This window comes from Microbulbifer aggregans (assembly GCF_020524005.1).
Taxonomy (GTDB): Bacteria; Pseudomonadota; Gammaproteobacteria; order Pseudomonadales; family Cellvibrionaceae; genus Microbulbifer; species Microbulbifer aggregans_A.
Genome location: NZ_JAIVKK010000003.1, coordinates 485,778 through 502,115 on the forward strand (window position 1 = coordinate 485,778; position 16,338 = coordinate 502,115).

General features: G+C 55.5%; 15 protein-coding genes. 6 read left to right on the top strand and 9 right to left on the bottom strand.

Going from position 1 to position 16,338, the window contains the following annotated elements; all coding sequences use genetic code 11:
* Positions 1-77 precede the first annotated feature (77 nt).
* Positions 78-458 carry a hypothetical protein gene (locus tag LC093_RS06945; protein ID WP_226663555.1) on the top strand — a complete coding sequence of 127 codons (381 nt, stop codon included), beginning with the start codon at positions 78-80 and terminating at the stop codon, positions 456-458.
* Between the two features lie 43 nt (positions 459-501).
* On the opposite strand, the gene LC093_RS06950 is transcribed toward LC093_RS06945, so the two are convergent.
* The 6 genes from LC093_RS06950 to LC093_RS06975 form a co-directional block, all read right to left on the bottom strand.
* Complete coding sequence (locus LC093_RS06950; protein WP_226663557.1) at positions 502-1,227, bottom strand: hypothetical protein; 726 nt, start codon at positions 1,225-1,227, stop codon at positions 502-504.
* A 269-nt stretch (positions 1,228-1,496) separates the two neighbouring features.
* The gene (locus LC093_RS06955; RefSeq protein ID WP_226663560.1) at positions 1,497-2,402 is read right to left on the bottom strand and encodes a tyrosine-protein phosphatase; all 906 of its coding nucleotides are present in this window, start codon (positions 2,400-2,402) and stop codon (positions 1,497-1,499) included.
* A gap of 73 nt (positions 2,403-2,475) precedes the next feature.
* Positions 2,476-4,983, bottom strand: a complete 2,508-nt coding sequence (locus LC093_RS06960; RefSeq protein WP_226663561.1) for a TonB-dependent receptor — start codon at positions 4,981-4,983, stop codon at positions 2,476-2,478.
* Positions 4,984-5,254: 271 nt separating this feature from the next.
* On the bottom strand, positions 5,255-6,454 hold the full coding sequence (locus tag LC093_RS06965; RefSeq protein ID WP_226663563.1) for a hypothetical protein: 1,200 nt from the start codon (positions 6,452-6,454) through the stop codon (positions 5,255-5,257).
* Positions 6,441-7,307, bottom strand: coding sequence for a hypothetical protein (locus LC093_RS06970; RefSeq protein WP_226663565.1), 867 nt, complete (start codon positions 7,305-7,307; stop codon positions 6,441-6,443). Before LC093_RS06970 ends, LC093_RS06965 begins: the two co-directional genes overlap by 14 nt.
* A gap of 171 nt (positions 7,308-7,478) precedes the next feature.
* Positions 7,479-7,895, bottom strand: coding sequence for a CBS domain-containing protein (locus LC093_RS06975; protein ID WP_226663566.1), 417 nt, complete (start codon positions 7,893-7,895; stop codon positions 7,479-7,481).
* 145 nt (positions 7,896-8,040) lie between these two features.
* Between LC093_RS06975 and LC093_RS06980 the strand changes: the two genes are divergently transcribed.
* The 5 genes from LC093_RS06980 to LC093_RS07000 all read left to right on the top strand — a co-directional run bounded on the left by LC093_RS06980 (position 8,041) and on the right by LC093_RS07000 (position 11,735).
* Positions 8,041-8,478: a host attachment protein gene (locus LC093_RS06980; protein ID WP_226663569.1), complete on the top strand. Its 438-nt coding sequence runs from the start codon at positions 8,041-8,043 to the stop codon at positions 8,476-8,478.
* A 117-nt stretch (positions 8,479-8,595) separates the two neighbouring features.
* Complete coding sequence (gene corA, locus LC093_RS06985; protein ID WP_226663570.1) at positions 8,596-9,549, top strand: magnesium/cobalt transporter CorA; 954 nt, start codon at positions 8,596-8,598, stop codon at positions 9,547-9,549.
* Between the two features lie 91 nt (positions 9,550-9,640).
* Positions 9,641-10,342 (top strand): hypothetical protein, encoded by a 702-nt coding sequence (locus LC093_RS06990; RefSeq protein WP_226663572.1) that lies wholly within the window; start codon positions 9,641-9,643, stop codon positions 10,340-10,342.
* 212 nt (positions 10,343-10,554) lie between these two features.
* A complete protein-coding gene (locus LC093_RS06995) occupies positions 10,555-11,115 on the top strand; it encodes a cytochrome b (RefSeq protein ID WP_226663574.1) in 561 nt (186 codons plus the stop codon).
* Between the two features lie 50 nt (positions 11,116-11,165).
* The gene (locus LC093_RS07000) at positions 11,166-11,735 is read left to right on the top strand and encodes a YceI family protein (RefSeq protein WP_226663575.1); all 570 of its coding nucleotides are present in this window, start codon (positions 11,166-11,168) and stop codon (positions 11,733-11,735) included.
* 597 nt (positions 11,736-12,332) lie between these two features.
* Here LC093_RS07000 and LC093_RS07005 read toward each other — a convergent pair.
* The 3 genes from LC093_RS07005 to LC093_RS07015 all read right to left on the bottom strand — a co-directional run bounded on the left by LC093_RS07005 (position 12,333) and on the right by LC093_RS07015 (position 16,285).
* Positions 12,333-13,751 carry a sodium/proline symporter gene (locus LC093_RS07005; protein WP_226663577.1) on the bottom strand — a complete coding sequence of 473 codons (1,419 nt, stop codon included), beginning with the start codon at positions 13,749-13,751 and terminating at the stop codon, positions 12,333-12,335.
* Between the two features lie 105 nt (positions 13,752-13,856).
* Positions 13,857-14,852: a tetratricopeptide repeat protein gene (locus LC093_RS07010; RefSeq protein WP_226663579.1), complete on the bottom strand. Its 996-nt coding sequence runs from the start codon at positions 14,850-14,852 to the stop codon at positions 13,857-13,859.
* A complete protein-coding gene (locus LC093_RS07015; RefSeq protein WP_226663581.1) occupies positions 14,840-16,285 on the bottom strand; it encodes an aspartate kinase in 1,446 nt (481 codons plus the stop codon). The genes LC093_RS07010 and LC093_RS07015 overlap by 13 nt, the downstream gene beginning before the upstream one ends.
* Between the last annotated feature and the right edge of the window lie 53 nt (positions 16,286-16,338).

The window sequence follows — 16,338 nt, forward strand, 5'->3', positions numbered from 1 at the left end:
TGCTGAAGCATTAATTGGGGCACCCGGTAGAGCTATACCGGCAGGCCTATACACAGACAATGAACGGGGAGAAGACGATGAATGACCACCAATGGCTAATGAATTCTCAGGCTCTCAATGCACTGCGTAAACTCCGAAAGCGCATCCAGGCGGAATTCGGTCTTAGCCTCCGTTTCTCCGACTTCGATTTCGAAGTTCAACTGGCAAGACTCAAACACCAAACCAAAGACAAAGATAGCCTGAAGCTGATTGACGAACTTGAAATTCTCCGCGGCAGCCCCTTCCTGACTGGAAAAGAGCCACCGGAAAGACTTTACCGTGGTCAAAAAATTCTCCAGGAAGAAGTAACAAAAGATATTTATGAAATGATTTACGGTGAAGAACTGGCGCAGCACGATGGCCGCGCGGCATATACACCAGCGCAAAAAATATATCGGGGGCAACCGATACTGCGCTAACAATTGCCCCGCGCCCCTACTGCGCCTGGAATTAATTATCTGCTTATCTGCCCGCCAGCTTCAACAGAGAGGAAGCCTCCAGATCATCTTCGATTTCATCGAGTACTTCCTCTGCAATATCCATTAAAAGCTGCTCGGTCGCCTCACGGGTAGAATCCTCTACGACACCGCCATCTTTGGGCGCACGCGTCTGATACTTTTTCTGCAATTCCAGATCGGCAATATTGACTCTTCCCTCGCGAAGATCGCCTTTACGGGAACCGGAAATACTTTCCAGCCGGTAGCGGAAGCTCCCATAGGCATTCATTACGCCTTTCTCGACGTCAACATCTCTGTTGCTAAAAATATCGACCATTTTCTGTCGAATAAGAATATCGAAGTTGGTATGCAGAATTACTGGTGCGCCTCCGGACACGAGCTGTACATTCTCATCGACAAAAAACTCACCAAATCTTACCTGCACCTGTTGCACCAGGTAGTCTGAAAACTCCTGCATGGCTTTTTTCTTCATATCCCCCAGCCCGCCTTCTGTGCCGGATAGTGCCAACAGCAATTGTAAGTTGTTTCCTGTTAGAGGTGTCGGCGCTTCTATTGAGACTTCAACAGGCGCAACTTGAAGACGAATCGAGGGCTCGTTGGTAGCCAGTTGGGGCCAACCATCCAGACTTCCCGCCTTGGCGCCAAATGCAACCAAAAGTACAGGAACGAAGACGGCCCATGCGGGAAAAAGGCGAGGGAAATGCAATAAAAGTGATCTATAAGGGGGCATGCGCTATAACTCCGAAGCGTCCGAGGTTTGTGGATCCATGTGCGTTCAAGAAAAATCAGATTTTTCCCTGCAACCAACGGGCCACTTACAGAATAAAATTTTACGCGCTTGAGTTACAGCAGATTCAAATAGGTCAACCCCCTGAACTATTTCAAAAAATTTCCCAGACTGATCAGTCCCATACGATGTATACCTCAATGATTCCTCATTGAGGTATATTCATTCAGGAATGTCTACTTCAGGAGTAGACTTCTTTCTTCAGAAAAAACTTACTCAAGCAGCTGCGCGCGCAGATGTGCCAGCTCCTGAGCATCCACATCCAGCGCATGCTCAATGTAACCTTCAACAGAGCCGTGCTGGCGCTCCATTTCTGCGAATGCGCTTTCCAGCCAGGAAAGCTCTACACCGGACATAGCTCCGCGAACATCTTCCGGTAGCTGTGCGAAAAACGCGAACATACGCTTCTCTTTTTCACTGGCATCTTCCGGCAGTTCCATCATTTTGACACCGGCCAGGGTCTTGTTGGACAGCATGTAATCCTGTTTTACGGTTTCGCGGTCAACACCCAGCGCCGTCAGTATCAGCGCAGCGCCAATACCGGTACGGTCCTTGCCCGCGGTGCAGTGGAACAGCAGGGCATCGTCGCTCTCGATCAGTTTCTGGAACATGGCGCGGTAGGCCGGAGTCTGCTGCTTGACCAGGTCCGTATAGCCTTTGTCCATCAGTTCAACCAGATCCTGCTTGGCAAAGTCAGGCTTGGTGAATAACCGGGCAAAATCCTTTTCCCAGTTCATTTCATAGTCCCACTCGAGCGTGATCGCATTGCCGCCGCGCCAGTTGTCCGGCTCCTGGGTACGCTCTTGGGTGGAACGGAAATCAACAATGGTGGCGATTTCGCGATCTTTCAGGTAGTCGTAATCATTCGCGGTCAGGTTAGTCAGGATGCCGGAGCGGTAGATCTTGCCCCACTTTACGGTTTTACCGTCGGCGGTTTGGTAGCCGCCAAGATCGCGGAAGTTACGTCCACCTTCCAACGGCAGAACACGCAGCTGTTCAACTTCGGTTTGTACCGCTGCGCTCTGAGCCTTGTCTGCTACCGGTGCAGTTACACTGCACGCGCCCAGGGCGACAGCTACCGCTGCCGCGAGAATGCTATTCATGAATTTGTTTTGCATAAATCACCTGTCAATTTTTATAGCCTGGGGCCAGTGATTTACTGGCCACAGTTTGTTGAATAGAAGTTGCTAATCAGAAGTTCACGCGGAAGCCGGCGAGGTAGCGGCGACCGTAACCTTCTACCTGGTTCGGGGTGCGCTCGTCACCTACGTAACGCACATCGCGTTCATCGGTCAGGTTGTTCGCGTTGGCGTAGATGGAAACATCCGCACCGAATACAGACATCGGCAGGTCGTAGCTCACGGACAGATCCACACGCTTCTGTCCCGCCCAATACTCACCCATGCTGTCGTTCTCTGTGGTAGACAGCCAATCGTCGCGATATTGGCGGTTGAGGCGGATAGAGAAGCTTTCCATCTCGTAGAACACAGAGGTATTGATAATCAGGTCGGAAGTACCCGGCAGACTGAATTTTTCTCCGCTGAGCGTCTCGAATTCACTGTCGAGAGCGGTAACGTTGGCGTTCACACCAAATCCGGACAGCGCAGGGAACAGGTCATCCGCCTGAGCAATGAAGTTCAGCTCCACACCGCTGAGTTTGCCGTTGTCACCGTTTACGTAGCCGGTGTAGTCCCACTCTTCGCCGGCCGCTGCCGACAGGTAAACACCGCCATCAATTTTAGAGCTGGCCGCGTAAATCACGTTGTCGATACTGCGTGTAAAGGCGCCCGCTGACACGAGGCTGGCATCTCCCAGATACCACTCAAGAGCGATATCACCACCCCAGGCTTCTTCAGCTTCCAGTGAAGGATTGCCGCCCATAACAATTTTGTCAGTGACATTAACTGCCGCGGCAGCGCGCCACTCAGTGTAGGTCGGGCGGCTTACACCGGTGGAGACAGACATACGCAGTTTCACATCTTCTGCGAGGTCGACATTCAGGTGCGCGCTTGGCAATACGTTGGTGAAGGAATCTTCATAGTAGCCATACTCGCCTGCGCTGCTGTAATCCGTGTTCTCCACGCGGGAACCCAGCACCAGGTTACCCCAGTCAAACTGAGTGGTTACCATCACGTAACCTGCCAAAACCTGCTCTTCCAGGCTGATCAGCTGGTCCGGCGTTGGCTCTACACTTAACCCGCCAACGGCTTGCTCCCAGGCATCGCGCAGGCCCTTGTTGTTGTAGTAGGTACCGCCGATCACATTGGTAAAATCTGTGTCCCAGGCTTTGTCGGTTGCAAAGCTGTTGATATCGACACTGCTTGGGAAGGCCCCATAACCGGCAGCCATTCCAAATCCGTCCGCATCGCGGTTATCCAGCTCTAAACCTGTTTTCAGCACGGCATCCTGACCAAAGAAGACAAGATTCCGCTCGGCATCCAGCTTTAACTTGGTGGCATCAATAGCCAGCTCTGAGGACACTACGTAAGCCAGATCCATGTAATAGTCGAGCTGACTCAGATCTGCGGCGTCACTGGTACCAATTTGGGTGACTTCAACCATCGGATCTTCCAAATCGCTCACGTCGTAGCTCGCGGACACCATGCCCGCTCGGCTCATGGCAATTGGCAGGAAGATACTGTTCTCTGTCTCGGTCCGGTTCAGGCGTGCTTCGATGAACCACTCACCAAAATTGAAATCTGCACCCAAGGTATTGGAGAAGGTGGAATTTTCGTACAGGCCATCTTCAAGCATACGGTTGGCTTGTACCACATCCGCTGCGCCCTGCGCCCCTGGCTGGGCACTGCCAGAGAAATCCAGAATGTACTGGTTTCGCTCTTCGAAATCCTGGAATTCATTGTACAGGGTGCTGACAAATACTCGCTCCAGTGCACCGTCGCCGCGGTACTCAAAGCGGCCACCGTAGGCGCGGTCTTCACGAGTAACTTTATAGCTGCGGAAGTCGAGCTCATTGACTTGTACTTCGCCATCGACCAAGTCGAGATCGTATTCACGATTGTCGGTGGTCTGCTCACGGCTGTTCTCAGAGGCAAACAGCGAGAAACCGTAATTTTCATTGGACCAGGAAGTACGGAATGAAAATTTCTCAATGTCACCGTCGCCCAATTCCTGGGTACCAACGCCTATGTCCAGGGAGGTCGCCGAGCCGTCTTGAGCAAACGGGTCAAAGGTAGAAATATTGATGTAACCGGAAACCGCCTCACCGGGCATATCCGGCATGACGGCCTTGTTGGCATCGATGCGGCTGGTGATGACGGATGGGAAGCTGTCGAAACGCGGTACGCGGCCATTCTCGGCACCCGGGATGCTCAGGCCATCGATGGCGAGTGAGGTATAGCGGAAAGGCGCGCCGCGGAAGTTGATGTAACGCGCCTGGCCCTGGTCGCGCTCAATCGCAAGGCCCGGCACGCGGCCGAGGGAATCCGCCAGGTTCTGGTCCGGGAAACGGCCGATGGTATCTGCGGAGATAACATCCACAGTGTTGTCCGCATCGCGCTTGGCGTCGATCGCGGCTTTCTGGCTGTCGCGGATCGGCTGTGCCATTACTACGACTTCTTCTACCTGAGCCGTATCAATCTTGCTGGCGTCTACAGCCTCTTGCGCCATGGCGCCGTGTGCGGTGCCCGCTGCGGCGAGGGAAATCAGCAGTGACAATTTACTGCGTGAAAAGGTGTTCATGTGCTCGCTCCCAAAATGGTGGCCCCGTTTTTTCTGGAGCCGCGGCCTGTTTCACGGCCACTTTTGAATTTGTCTGTCAGTCAGAAGTGCGACTGGGTGTCGCTGGGCGGGAGCCTTTCCTCCCGCTGCCAGCGCATCATCGGCAGCGGGTATGACAAAAAAGTTAAATGGATATTGGCGGGGCTTAAAAAGATATCTCTAAATGATAAAAATCTTATAAATCAGCAATTTAGATAAACCGGGAAAGTCCATCCCGGCGAACACATCAAACTCAGTGAATACGAATTGCCACTCTATCCAGAACAAGGCGGTAGCGGTTGCGGCCACTTTTGGGATCACGTTCGACGTCAAACAGATAGGGACCCGCGAGGGAGTCTCCGAGGGTTGCGATAAGCTCGTCTTTTATTTTGTTGCGATTCTGGTCCAGGGTCTTCGCCCGCAGGCCATTTTCACGCAGGTCGTTAATCGCCTTGGCATGGCCATTGCCGACCTCCATCAAGGCAACCAGATCTTCACCACCTTCGCGATCCGGTCTGTTCACTGCAGGATTTAACACCCAACCTTCGCCCTCGTGGCGCAAACGGGCGTACCAGAGATAATAGAAGAACGGGGTCTTGGGCAGCGCTATATCCAGCCCGTGAACCCGCAGGCGCCCGTCGGCAATAAAAAATTCCAGCTGCGGCTGCGAACTGGCCACATCCGCGGCGACAGTGAGATCGCCTCCGCTGTGAGCATAAGCTTTTTCCAGCCAGGCAAGCTGATCGGAAGTAAGTGCAGCCAATCCCGGTTGCTGCAACCAGTCAAGCAGTGTCTGCAATTCCCCAATAAAGTCCGGCCGCAACCGTTCAAACAGGGTGCGTATCCCGGGACTGAGTTCACTCAGCCGCTGTGCAACCTGTATCGTTTCAGCGTTGCTCATACCGGCGTCCCGCAACTGATGCACTTCTTTTCGGCATGCGCTGGAGAGCGGCAGTGGCAGCAATCCCAATAACACCGTTGCCAGCAATGCCAATGACAGTTGCGAGGTCAGGAGATATGCCCACCGGGTATTGCAATCGAGCGTAAATTCACTGTGCTGCTCCCGCGTGCCTATTCGCCAGTCCACAGAAAATTCTGCGGCCCCGAAGCCCGTATCCGTTGCATCGACCTGAGTGTGGGGGTTGTCACTCATCAAGCGCGCGACCGTAGCCCGACACTGGTACACCACCGGCAGTAAACTCTCGCCGCTCAGTGCTGCGAGATCGCGATTGATCTTTTCCGTAACCCGATCGATCAGCTCAACTTCCCGGAAGCCATAGCTCAGGGCCTGATCCAGTTGTTCCGGTAATTGTTTTTCCAGTGTCGTCGCGAGACTGTCTGCGGCTGTGGAGTGAGCCCACCAATATCCTGCACCCGTAAAAATAATGCTCAGGGAAAGCCAGGCTCCCAGTAACAGGCTTGCGCGCGGGTTCAACCAGTCAAATCGCCGCACAATCGTGGCCCTCTACTTCCATTTCACTGCCATCACCGAAAAACGCGCGGACCTGCTGGAACGCGGCAATGATTTCGCAGTCAACAGCGGCCGCGCGCTGTCTGCGCACGAACAGACCCGCCGCCACAGCGCTATCGGAAATCAGGGTGCGTTGCAGGGGGATGTCCAGATCCTGTTCCAACCAGAGGCCACCACTGATCAGGTCAATACTCCCGTCGCGAAAAGCAGTAACCAGGCTTAATGCATCGTCGAAATAGACAAGCTCCTGTTGATCGATCGCAACGCCCGCCTGCTTCAGCGATTCCAACGGCAACAGATAGTGGGTGTGGCTGAGGCGGTCGTTCAGCAGACCGAGCCGGCGTCCTTTGAGATATGGCGCGGTAATTTCCGGTTTTTGTTCGCGGCTGAACCAGTAAACCTGGTAGTGCCCGATACGCAGTAGCGTGTCGTAGTAGTTGGAAAATTCAGGAACCAGGCCGCGCATATTGTGCGCGCGGCTCCAGATCAGATCGTACTCTTCGTTCAGCAACTGCTCAGCAGTAAGGTAGCGGCGCGGCTTCCAGGAAATCTCTATGCCTGCATAGTATTTGGCCACCACAGGGGAGGCACACAGGTAGTCGGCAACTTCGCGTGCATACATCGAGGTAACCGTGAGAATCCTGAATGTGGAGCGGGGATCATTGTCATCGCGGCTCGCAGCGGCAGCGTTGCACTGGTAGGTGTGGTAGTCGCTCAGGGTGGGCGGGCTGACCTGTTGCCGGGTTATCCACAAGCTCACCCCCAGCGCACCGGCGAGCAGCAGGCTTACTATTACGCAGTAAACACGTCGGGACAGGACAATCGGTATCGACATCAAAGTGCTGGCAACCTGAACGATAAGAAGCCGCAGCTTATGTAGATTTTGTGGCAATCTGATTACAGAATGCCTTCACCTGCCCCCGTTCGCCCCCCCCGCACTTACCGGGTAGCGTGAACCGCGGGTGGTGCTCGGCGCCACCCGCTGGTGTTTATCCGTGCCGCCTTATCAGTGGTGCGCGGAAACCGCCGCCGCATACTCGTGACAGGTACTGTCGTTTACCGCATGGGCAATATCCCCCATGCTCAACATCCCCACCATGCGCTTGGCCCCATCGATCACCGGCATTCGGCGAATCTTCATCTCTTCCAGGTGTGCAATCGCCTCTTCTATATGCTCATCGGCATAGCAGTATTCGATACCGCTGGTCATCACGTCCTCGGCGGTCATTTCCCGGATGTCGATGCCCTCGGCCAGCCCGCGACAGACGATATCGCGGTCTGTGACCATTCCGATCAGCCGGTCATCTTCGCCCACGGGGATAGCGCCCACATCGTGATCGCGTAGCAACTGCGCAACCTTCCACAGGGGCGTATCCGGGGAACACCAGGTCACACCCCGGTGCATGGCTTGTTCAACCTTCATCTCACACCTCCCATCTCAAGCCTGAGCCTCGTTGATCTACCTGCCAGTATAGTGAGGCAGGTAGCGACAGGAATGGCTACGAACTCCTTTCGCAGCGCCCTATAACTGGTTTGAAGAATGAAAGAAAAACGAGAGGTGAACGGTCATGGCAAAAGCCTGGGTTCTGGTAGCCAACCATACTCACGCCCGCCTGTTCGAAGCGGAAAATCGGGCAGGTGCACTGAGGGAAATAGAAGCGATGGTGTATCCGGAGGGACGCATGAAAGGCCAGGAGCTGCTCAGTGACGCACCGGGACGGGCATTCGACAGCCTCGGACTGGGCCGCCATGCGATGAGCTCGCCCACGGACCTGCGCAAGCAGGGCGCTCAAAAATTCGCCCGCGACATCGCCCACGCCCTGGAGAAAGGCCGGCAGCAGGGGCGTTTCGACAAGCTTTATATTGTTGCCGAGCCATCCATGGCCGGCTCATTGCGTATGTCCATGACGCCACCAACCCTCGCCACCATCGCGGGCGAGTCCCGTAAAAACGTCGCCGAGTGCGATACTGACGAGATACGTGCCCAGCTGCCCACCTGGCTGTAGCACCCGCCAATTCTGAGATTCTCGCCGCCAGCACCCGGACAGGTGCTGGCGGCGATTGATTTGTTACGGTCAGATTGCGAACATGCCCGCAGCAAAATCACTATCAGGGAAGCGGCAATGCTGAGACTGTTTGAAATCCAGCGCGGCAAAATCCGAGAATCCAATTCCGACGGTCAATACGAAAACAAGCAGCTGTCCGAGGCGGCCTGGATCGACCTGCAGGAGCCGGAAGAAGACGAGCGCGATCTACTGGAGCAGCTGCTGCGCACCGAGCTGCCAGAATCCGAAGACGTGGAAGAGATCGAATCCTCCGCACGGTACTTTATCGACACCGCCGGCATCCACGTGCACTCCCTCTACCTCACCCAGAGCGAAGGGCGTCACAATACCGCCACGGCGGCATTCATCCTGCAGCCCCAGCGCCTGATCACCGTGCGGGACTCCGAGCTGGCAGATTTCCGCCTTCTGCGCATGCGTGCCCGCCGCGGCCAGGTGGAAGCCCACAGTGCCCAGGAACTGCTGATCCTGCTGTTTGAGCAGAAGGTGGAAAACCTCGCCGACGCGCTGGAAGACAACTACCTGAAACTCGGTGAGGTCAGCCATCTGGTACTGGAAGACGAAGACGCCGAGCTGGAAGAAGCCATTGATCACCTGGCCAAACTGGAAGACAGCAACGGTAAAATCCGCCTGTGCCTGATGGATACCCAGCGCTCCATCGCCTTTCTCCAGCGCCACCTGAAGGATGACCCGGAGCTGCGTGAAAGCTGCTGGGGCATACTGCGCGACATTGACACCCTGATGTCCCATACCACCTTCCTGTTCGAGAAGATCAACTTCCTGATGGACTCCACCCAGGGCTTCATCAATATCGAACAGAACCAGATCATCAAGATCTTCTCCATCGCCGCGGTGGTGTTCCTGCCACCCACCATGGTCGCGAGTATCTACGGCATGAACTTCGAGCATATGCCGGAGCTGCAGTGGCTGCTGGGCTACCCCTGGGCACTCGGGCTGATGTTGATGGCGGGCATGGCGCCCTACCTCTACTTCAAGAAAAAGGGGTGGCTGTAACGCCCCCCAATTCATCCTTTCCCACCACCGAATTCACCGCCAACTGCTACCCTTTTAGGGGTGAAAAGTACTACAAGGAAGCAGGCAGAAGATGGCAACGGCGGGTGGTCAAAATGGGGGCAATGGAGGCGACAAAGCCTTCCACATGCGGCGCTGGCTGAGTGTCCAGCAGGCGCTCAACCATCTCAGTGCACTGTCTGAAGAGCCGCTTACCAGCGATGATCTCGCCCAACTCGCCGAAGAGCGCAAGATCGACCTCTACTGGTACCGGCCCGGGCAGAAACTGCGCTATCTCGACAGGCCCCAGTGGCCTGTGACTGAACTCAAGCAGCCCCTGCGCCTGTGCCCGGATCACAGCAACGACTGGCGCGCAATTACCGGTATCTTGCGCCAGCGCCCCGCCCTGCCCGCCGAAGAAAACGATACTCCGGTGCTGCAGGACGCCGAGGGCAACCTGCTGAAAATCACCTTCGACCTCAACCGCCGCCCGGAGCCCTTCAGCGGCCGCTGGTACCCCAATATCGCCGAGCTGGTGGTCAAGCGCGGGGATCTGGAACTGCTGGAAAACCGGTTGTTCCTCTCCGATGAAGCCAGTGCGCTGGAACCACACCTGCTACTGGATGTAATCTGGGAGCTGGAGCAACTGGCAATGGAAAACGGCCATATGGCGGGCGAACCGAAACACGATATGGACTGGCTCACCCGACAGGTGAGCAATCGCACCCACCTGGACCCGACTCTGCTGGGCCGCGTGTTCCACGCCGCTGAGCGCCAGCACGACTCCCATCACTAATCCCTTCCCAATTAGTCACGCCCCCTTTCTCGAGCTGGTTGCGCGAACTTTTCTGGCCGGTAATAGTCCACTTTGTGAACGGCTATAGGCCCACGCTATTTGCTCCTGTGCGATTTTTTCGAAAAATAGTTCCCGTTTTTTGCACTATTCCCGGGCCGCGAAATTTTTATAATGCAGTTCTCGGATAATCCACAGACTCAAGGAACCTGATCGTGCAGACTCGCAACAGCGATACTCACTATGGCTGGGTGGCGGTAGCCTTCCACTGGATGATGGCACCGGCCATCATCGGCATGTTTGCCCTGGGCTGGTGGATGCGTGGGCTGTCTTATTACGACCCCTGGTATCGGCAGGGCCCGGATATCCATAAGTCCGTCGGTATTCTGCTGTTGGTTTTACTGGTCGCGCGTCTGCTGTGGCGCTGGGCGAATACGTCTCCCAAACCGGAACCAGCCCCGCGCTGGCAACAACAGGCCGCGGCCGCTGCTCACTGGGTGCTCTACGGTTTGTTGCTGGCTATCTCCGTTACCGGTTATCTGATCTCCACCGCGGATGGCCGCGCGATTGAGGTGTTCAACTGGTTCAGCGTGCCGGCCTCCCTGCAGGGGTTTGAAAACCAGGAAGATATCGCAGGCCTGGTACACAAGTGGCTGGCCTGGAGCCTGATGGGGCTGGTTGTGCTGCATGGCCTTGCAGCGTTTAAGCATCATTTTATTAACCGCGATGCGACGCTGCGTAAAATCCTGGGCATCGGTGCGCGCAATAACGCCTGACCAAAACATTCTTACATTGACCTTACACAATCCATTACAAGGAAAGCACAATGAAAAAACTCGCCGTTCTCCTGTTTGCAACCCTGCTGGGCGCCACCGCTGCCCAGGCCGCTGAATATCAGTTCGACACCAAAGGCGCGCACGCGTTTGTCCAGTTCCGTATCAAACACCTGGGTTATAGCTGGCTGTATGGCCGTTTCGACAAGTTCGACGGTAACTTCGTATACGACGAAGCCAAGCCGGAAGCGTCTTCTGTAGAAGTGACTGTGGACACTACCAGCCTGAACAGCAACCACGCCGAGCGCGACAAGCACCTGCGCGGTAAGGATTTCCTGAATGTGGCCAAGTTCCCGACTGCTACCTTCAAGAGCACTGGTTTTGAGCCGAAAGGCGATGGCAAAGCGGTTCTGACTGGCGACCTGACCCTGCACGGCGTGACCAAGCCGATCAGCATCGACGTAACCGAAATCGGCGGCGGCAAGGATCCCTGGGGCGGCTACCGCCAGGGCTTCACCGGTACCACCGAATTCAAACTGAAAGACTTCGGCATCGACTACGACCTGGGCCCGGCTTCCCAGACCGTTGAGATGATTCTGGATGTGGAAGGCATTCGTAAGTAAGTTTCAATTTCTATCTCACAGGATGGAGATTGAGAGCCCGGCCTTAGTGCCGGGCTTTCTTGTTTTTGGAGCGTCGGCCACAAATGGTAGGAGCCCTGATCTAACTCTGTAGCGGTAAATCACCGGGTAGCCCTTTTCGGAACCGCTGTGAATACGTCCCTGTACGCTGCGTCGGAAACGTCCCTGTTTCCGACGCTTCCGAAAAGGGCTACCCGGTGCTTTACCTTCGACTCCTAGACTTTTACTTCGTCAGCATAGCGGGCTGTAAATAACTGATCACGTGTAGTTTCGAAGATAGGTTTAACGTAGCTTTCGCTTCACACTAACGAAGCATTAAACCTGACGAGAAGGCAGAGCGGTGTGGATCTGTTTTTGAAAGCGTCGGAAACAGGGGCCGAAGGCGCCGCGTTGAAGCGGCCGGGCCACGTTTCCGACGCAGCCTACAGGGATGTATGCATGGCGGTTTGACTGGGGACATCCCTGTCCCCAGCCCTTCGGGCGACTTCGTCGTCTCAAATTGCTCCCGGCAATTTGATCAAAAATGAATACCCACCGATCTGCCGCCACCGAGCCAAAACAAAGCGAACCCCATAACCATCAGGCACTCACAGTGCGACTAACAGGCTCCCTAACCAGCAGCCGCCCAACAACAAATACCACGAGCCCCATAAGAATCCCCGGCATACCTTCATAAATATGGCTGTGCCACTCCAGCCAACGCCAAACAAGCGCGGTTGTGAGTCCCAAAACACTCATGGTAATCGCCAGTCTCTGTGAAGGACGGCCGCCGGCGGCCAGTACCATCAGCAGAGGTGCAAAGGCAGAAGCCAGCGCAGACCAGGACATTACCACCAGGCTAAACACACTCTGTTTGTTCAACAGCGCCCAGGCTACAGCCGCGGTAGTAATGCCCAGAGTAGCCAGCTTCAAGATACGGGTGTTTTCCGTGCGGTGGGGTAACAGGTCGTGGGTCAGGGCTGCCGAGCAGCTCAGTACCAGTGAATCAGCAGTAGACATGGTTGCGGCAAAAATGCCCGCGAGGATCAGGCCGACAAAGACCGGGGACAGAAGCTCCATCGCCATCATCGGCAACGCCAGTTCCGCATCAAAGCTGCCGGAGTCGGACAACAGGATGCGCGAGAGCATGCCCACACCGGTCGCCATAAAATAGAAAATCGTAAACCACAGGTAATACCAGCAGCGCGCCTGCACCATGCGCCCGGAATCATTCAAGGCCATAAAGCGCACCATCACATGGGGCTGGCCGACAACGGAAATACCCGCAAACAACCAGCTCAGCGCGAACAGCACACCGCCGGCAATCCCCGGCAATAACATATCCTGGGGATACCAATTCAGGAAACCTTCCACCTGCCCCATCTGCTGCCATGCGGCACCGAGACCACCGACCGACTGCACCGCAACAAACAGCAGCAGGCCCATCGCCACCACCATCACCATCGACTGGGCGGCGTCAGTCCAGATAGACGCGCGGATACCACCCGCAAGACAATAAGCCGCGACGATGACACCACCGATGACCGCACCACTCCAGATCGGCAGATCCAGTACAACGTAGAGCGCCTTGCTGCCCGCCACAAGCTGGGCACTGGCATAGGCCAGCAGAAACATGAGAGAGAGGATACCGGCCAGCTTCTGCCAGGTGCCAAAGCGCGTGCCGTTCCAGGCCGCGAGTACACCCGCGTAACTTGATTCTCCGGTTTTCTTGGCCGCATCGCGTAGCGACTTGTGCATCCACAGGGAACCGAGAAAATCCCCCAGGATCCAGCCAACCATCAACCAGATTGAAGCAAGCCCGGTCGCGTAGGTGTAACCGATCACACCAATAAACATATAACCACTGTTATTGGTCGCGACCGCAGACAGGCCCACCAGCATGGGCGAAATGTCCTGGCTCGCGAGATAGTAATCTTTTTTGGTGCCGCGACTTTTGCGGTAGGAGCTGATGCCCACTGCCGCAAACAGCGCGAGAAATATTAAAAAGCTGATGAGCACGATGCCCTCCCCTTGTGATTATTATTCGCAGTAAATCGGGTATCGCTGATCTGTGACTGGTAAAAATCACCGACAGTACCGGCAACACCGATACCCGCAGTCCACTCAGTGGTTATCTTTTTCCGCGTCCGGGTCGGCATCCGGCGTATTGCCAATCCCCATAAGCTCGACAAACGACGGGTGTTCATAGAGACCATTGAACGCCGAATCTTCCATCGCCTCATCCCGGTATGCAGTGGAAATTTCCAGTGCGCGCTGCAGATAATCCACAGCCTCTTCCCATTGCTCCAGATAGGCGTAGGCGCACGCCAACTGGTAATAGGCATTGCCGTTCTGGCTATCAATTTCCAGCGCCTGTAGACAGAGATTGATGGCCCACTGGGGTTCGTCCAGTTCGAGAACGGAATCCGCCTTGTAAGTCAGCGCTTCACCATCGTTCGGTCGCAGTTTGAGAATCTGGTCATAAACAGAAATTTTCGCGGTTGGCGTCTGCTCGCGACCAGCGCGCAGCCACAGGGAGTGGATCTCCTGGGTCAGCTCAATTTCATCCCGGTTGCTCTCGATATGCTGGGTTTTTTCCGAGAGCTGCTCCTCGATGCTGCGCAGACGTTCCTCGTACTGCTCAACGAGTTTCGAGATCTCTTCATTGGCGAGGTTGTGGACTTTTTCCTTTACGTCGCGCAGTGAAGTCCAGCCCAGAATCACCAGCAGGGAACTGAAGCCGGCGATGAGATAGAAGAAGTAAGTTACCGTGTCGGTGGCGTAGGTAATTGCCTTGTCCGCGGCACTCAGCTGACGGTCGACAATATTTTCCGTCAGGGATACCTTCTGGGCCGCCATATCGATACGCAGCTGTTTGAGTTCATCCAGTACGTAGCGCTCGATAAATGCTGAATACAGCGGCTGCTCCAACTGCTCCACCGCTGCCTGGGCCTTTGCCTGCGCGGCAGCAAGTTCTGCGGCTTGCGCTTTCTCTTCCGAATCCGCCGGTGGTTGCTGCGCCAATGAAACCGCTGAAATTGGCAACAGCACCAACAAAAACAGCGCCGCCAGCAAAGCTGACGGCGCTGTTTTAAATGACGACCCGATCAGGCCGCGCATATCGCTTCACCGTGGTCATGTACTTCCACCAGGGCTTCGTGCAGGCTCTTGACCGCATCTTCGTAGTTACTTTCATCAACCACGAACTGCATGTCCACCTGGCGCATGGATTGGTGTACCGCGAGGACACTGATGCTGGCGCCTGCCAGGGCACCCACCGCGCGGGACAACATGCCGGAGGTTTTCATGTCGCTACCAATCGCCGACACCACCGCGACTTTACGCACCTGAATATCGCAGTCGGGATAAAGCTCATTGATGGCGCTTTTAATCCGCTTGACGGTTTTCAGGTTATTGCCGAGGTAGTGGGTAATCGTGTTGGCGTTGGTGTCTTTGGTCACCACACTGCCTTTAAAGCGCGCAATGATCTCATTGATCGCGCGGTCGTAACTGGTCATGCTGCCCATCATGTCCTGATCGAAACATTCAACAGCATAGATGTTTTTCCGCCCCGCGATGATTTCCACTTGGGGGGTTTCGCTGACATAGTCGCCAGTGACCAGAGTACCGCGGTGTTCCGGCTCAAAGGTATTCATGACCCGCAGCGGAATTTCCTGCTGACGCAGGCCTTTTGCCGCCCGCGGGTGGATGGCTTCCATACCCAGGTTGGCAAGCTGGTCCGCCACATCGTAATTGGTGCGGCCGATCGGCACCGCCTGTTCCTCGCCCACCAGGCGCGGATCGGCACTGCTCAGGTGGTATTCCTTGTGAATAATGGCTTCGCTGGCACCGGTGATTACCGCGATGCGACTGAAGGTCATTTCGCTGTAACCACGCGCGAAGGTTTTCATCAGGCCGCCGGCGGTGTGCGCATAGCCTGTAGCGATCGGCAGTTCGCTCCCGAAATCCACATCCGCGAAGGCGCGTTCAATACGCTCGTCCAGCGTCATGTGTTCACCGTCACGCCATCCGGTAAGATCGACAAAGCGTGCGTTGATACCTTCCTGCTTCAGCAGCTGTACCGTATTCCAGGCACTGTGCGCTTCACCCAGGCTGGCAAGCATTTCGCTCACGACGTCCAGGTGACCTTCCAGTGCGAAGTGACCGTGCTGGCAGACCCGCTCCAGGTCGCCGAGGCAGCTGGCAGCGTCGTCCAGGCGCTCACCGATAAAGCGGTTGGCCTTGGCCAGCATGACCTGATCGCTAAACAGCTCAGCGTTGATCTCTTCCATGCGCTGGCGCAGACCAGCAATGGCATCCGACCATTCACGTTCGTCGTCAGCGCCGGCAAAGAGCGCAAAAATGCCGGGGCGCCCGGATTTTTTATGTTCGAGCAGCATATCGGTAATGCCGCCGTAGGCAGAAACCACGAAAACACGCCGGTACAAACCTTCCGCTTTCGCCCTGCCATTTTTCAGAATGATGTTGTCGCGAACTGCGCGGTAGTCACTCATGGACGTACCGCCGATTTTTTCCACCGTGTGTGTATTCATGGGATCCTTTTCTGTTGCAAGTTTGAGTGTCAAATGCGGGGCGCGGCTGGCCG

Excerpts from the sequence above, each read along its gene's own strand:
- LC093_RS06945 (WP_226663555.1), top strand. The coding sequence starts at position 78 with ATGAATGACCACCAATGGCTAATGAATTCTCAGGCTCTCAATGCACTG.
- LC093_RS06950 (WP_226663557.1), bottom strand. The coding sequence starts at position 1,227 with ATGCCCCCTTATAGATCACTTTTATTGCATTTCCCTCGCCTTTTTCCC.
- LC093_RS06955 (WP_226663560.1), bottom strand. The coding sequence starts at position 2,402 with ATGCAAAACAAATTCATGAATAGCATTCTCGCGGCAGCGGTAGCTGTC.
- LC093_RS06960 (WP_226663561.1), bottom strand. The coding sequence starts at position 4,983 with ATGAACACCTTTTCACGCAGTAAATTGTCACTGCTGATTTCCCTCGCC.
- LC093_RS06970 (WP_226663565.1), bottom strand. The coding sequence starts at position 7,307 with ATGTCGATACCGATTGTCCTGTCCCGACGTGTTTACTGCGTAATAGTA.
- LC093_RS06975 (WP_226663566.1), bottom strand. The coding sequence starts at position 7,895 with ATGAAGGTTGAACAAGCCATGCACCGGGGTGTGACCTGGTGTTCCCCG.
- LC093_RS06980 (WP_226663569.1), top strand. The coding sequence starts at position 8,041 with ATGGCAAAAGCCTGGGTTCTGGTAGCCAACCATACTCACGCCCGCCTG.
- corA (WP_226663570.1), top strand. The coding sequence starts at position 8,596 with ATGCTGAGACTGTTTGAAATCCAGCGCGGCAAAATCCGAGAATCCAAT.
- LC093_RS06990 (WP_226663572.1), top strand. The coding sequence starts at position 9,641 with ATGGCAACGGCGGGTGGTCAAAATGGGGGCAATGGAGGCGACAAAGCC.
- LC093_RS07000 (WP_226663575.1), top strand. The coding sequence starts at position 11,166 with ATGAAAAAACTCGCCGTTCTCCTGTTTGCAACCCTGCTGGGCGCCACC.
- LC093_RS07010 (WP_226663579.1), bottom strand. The coding sequence starts at position 14,852 with ATGCGCGGCCTGATCGGGTCGTCATTTAAAACAGCGCCGTCAGCTTTG.
- LC093_RS07015 (WP_226663581.1), bottom strand. The coding sequence starts at position 16,285 with ATGAATACACACACGGTGGAAAAAATCGGCGGTACGTCCATGAGTGAC.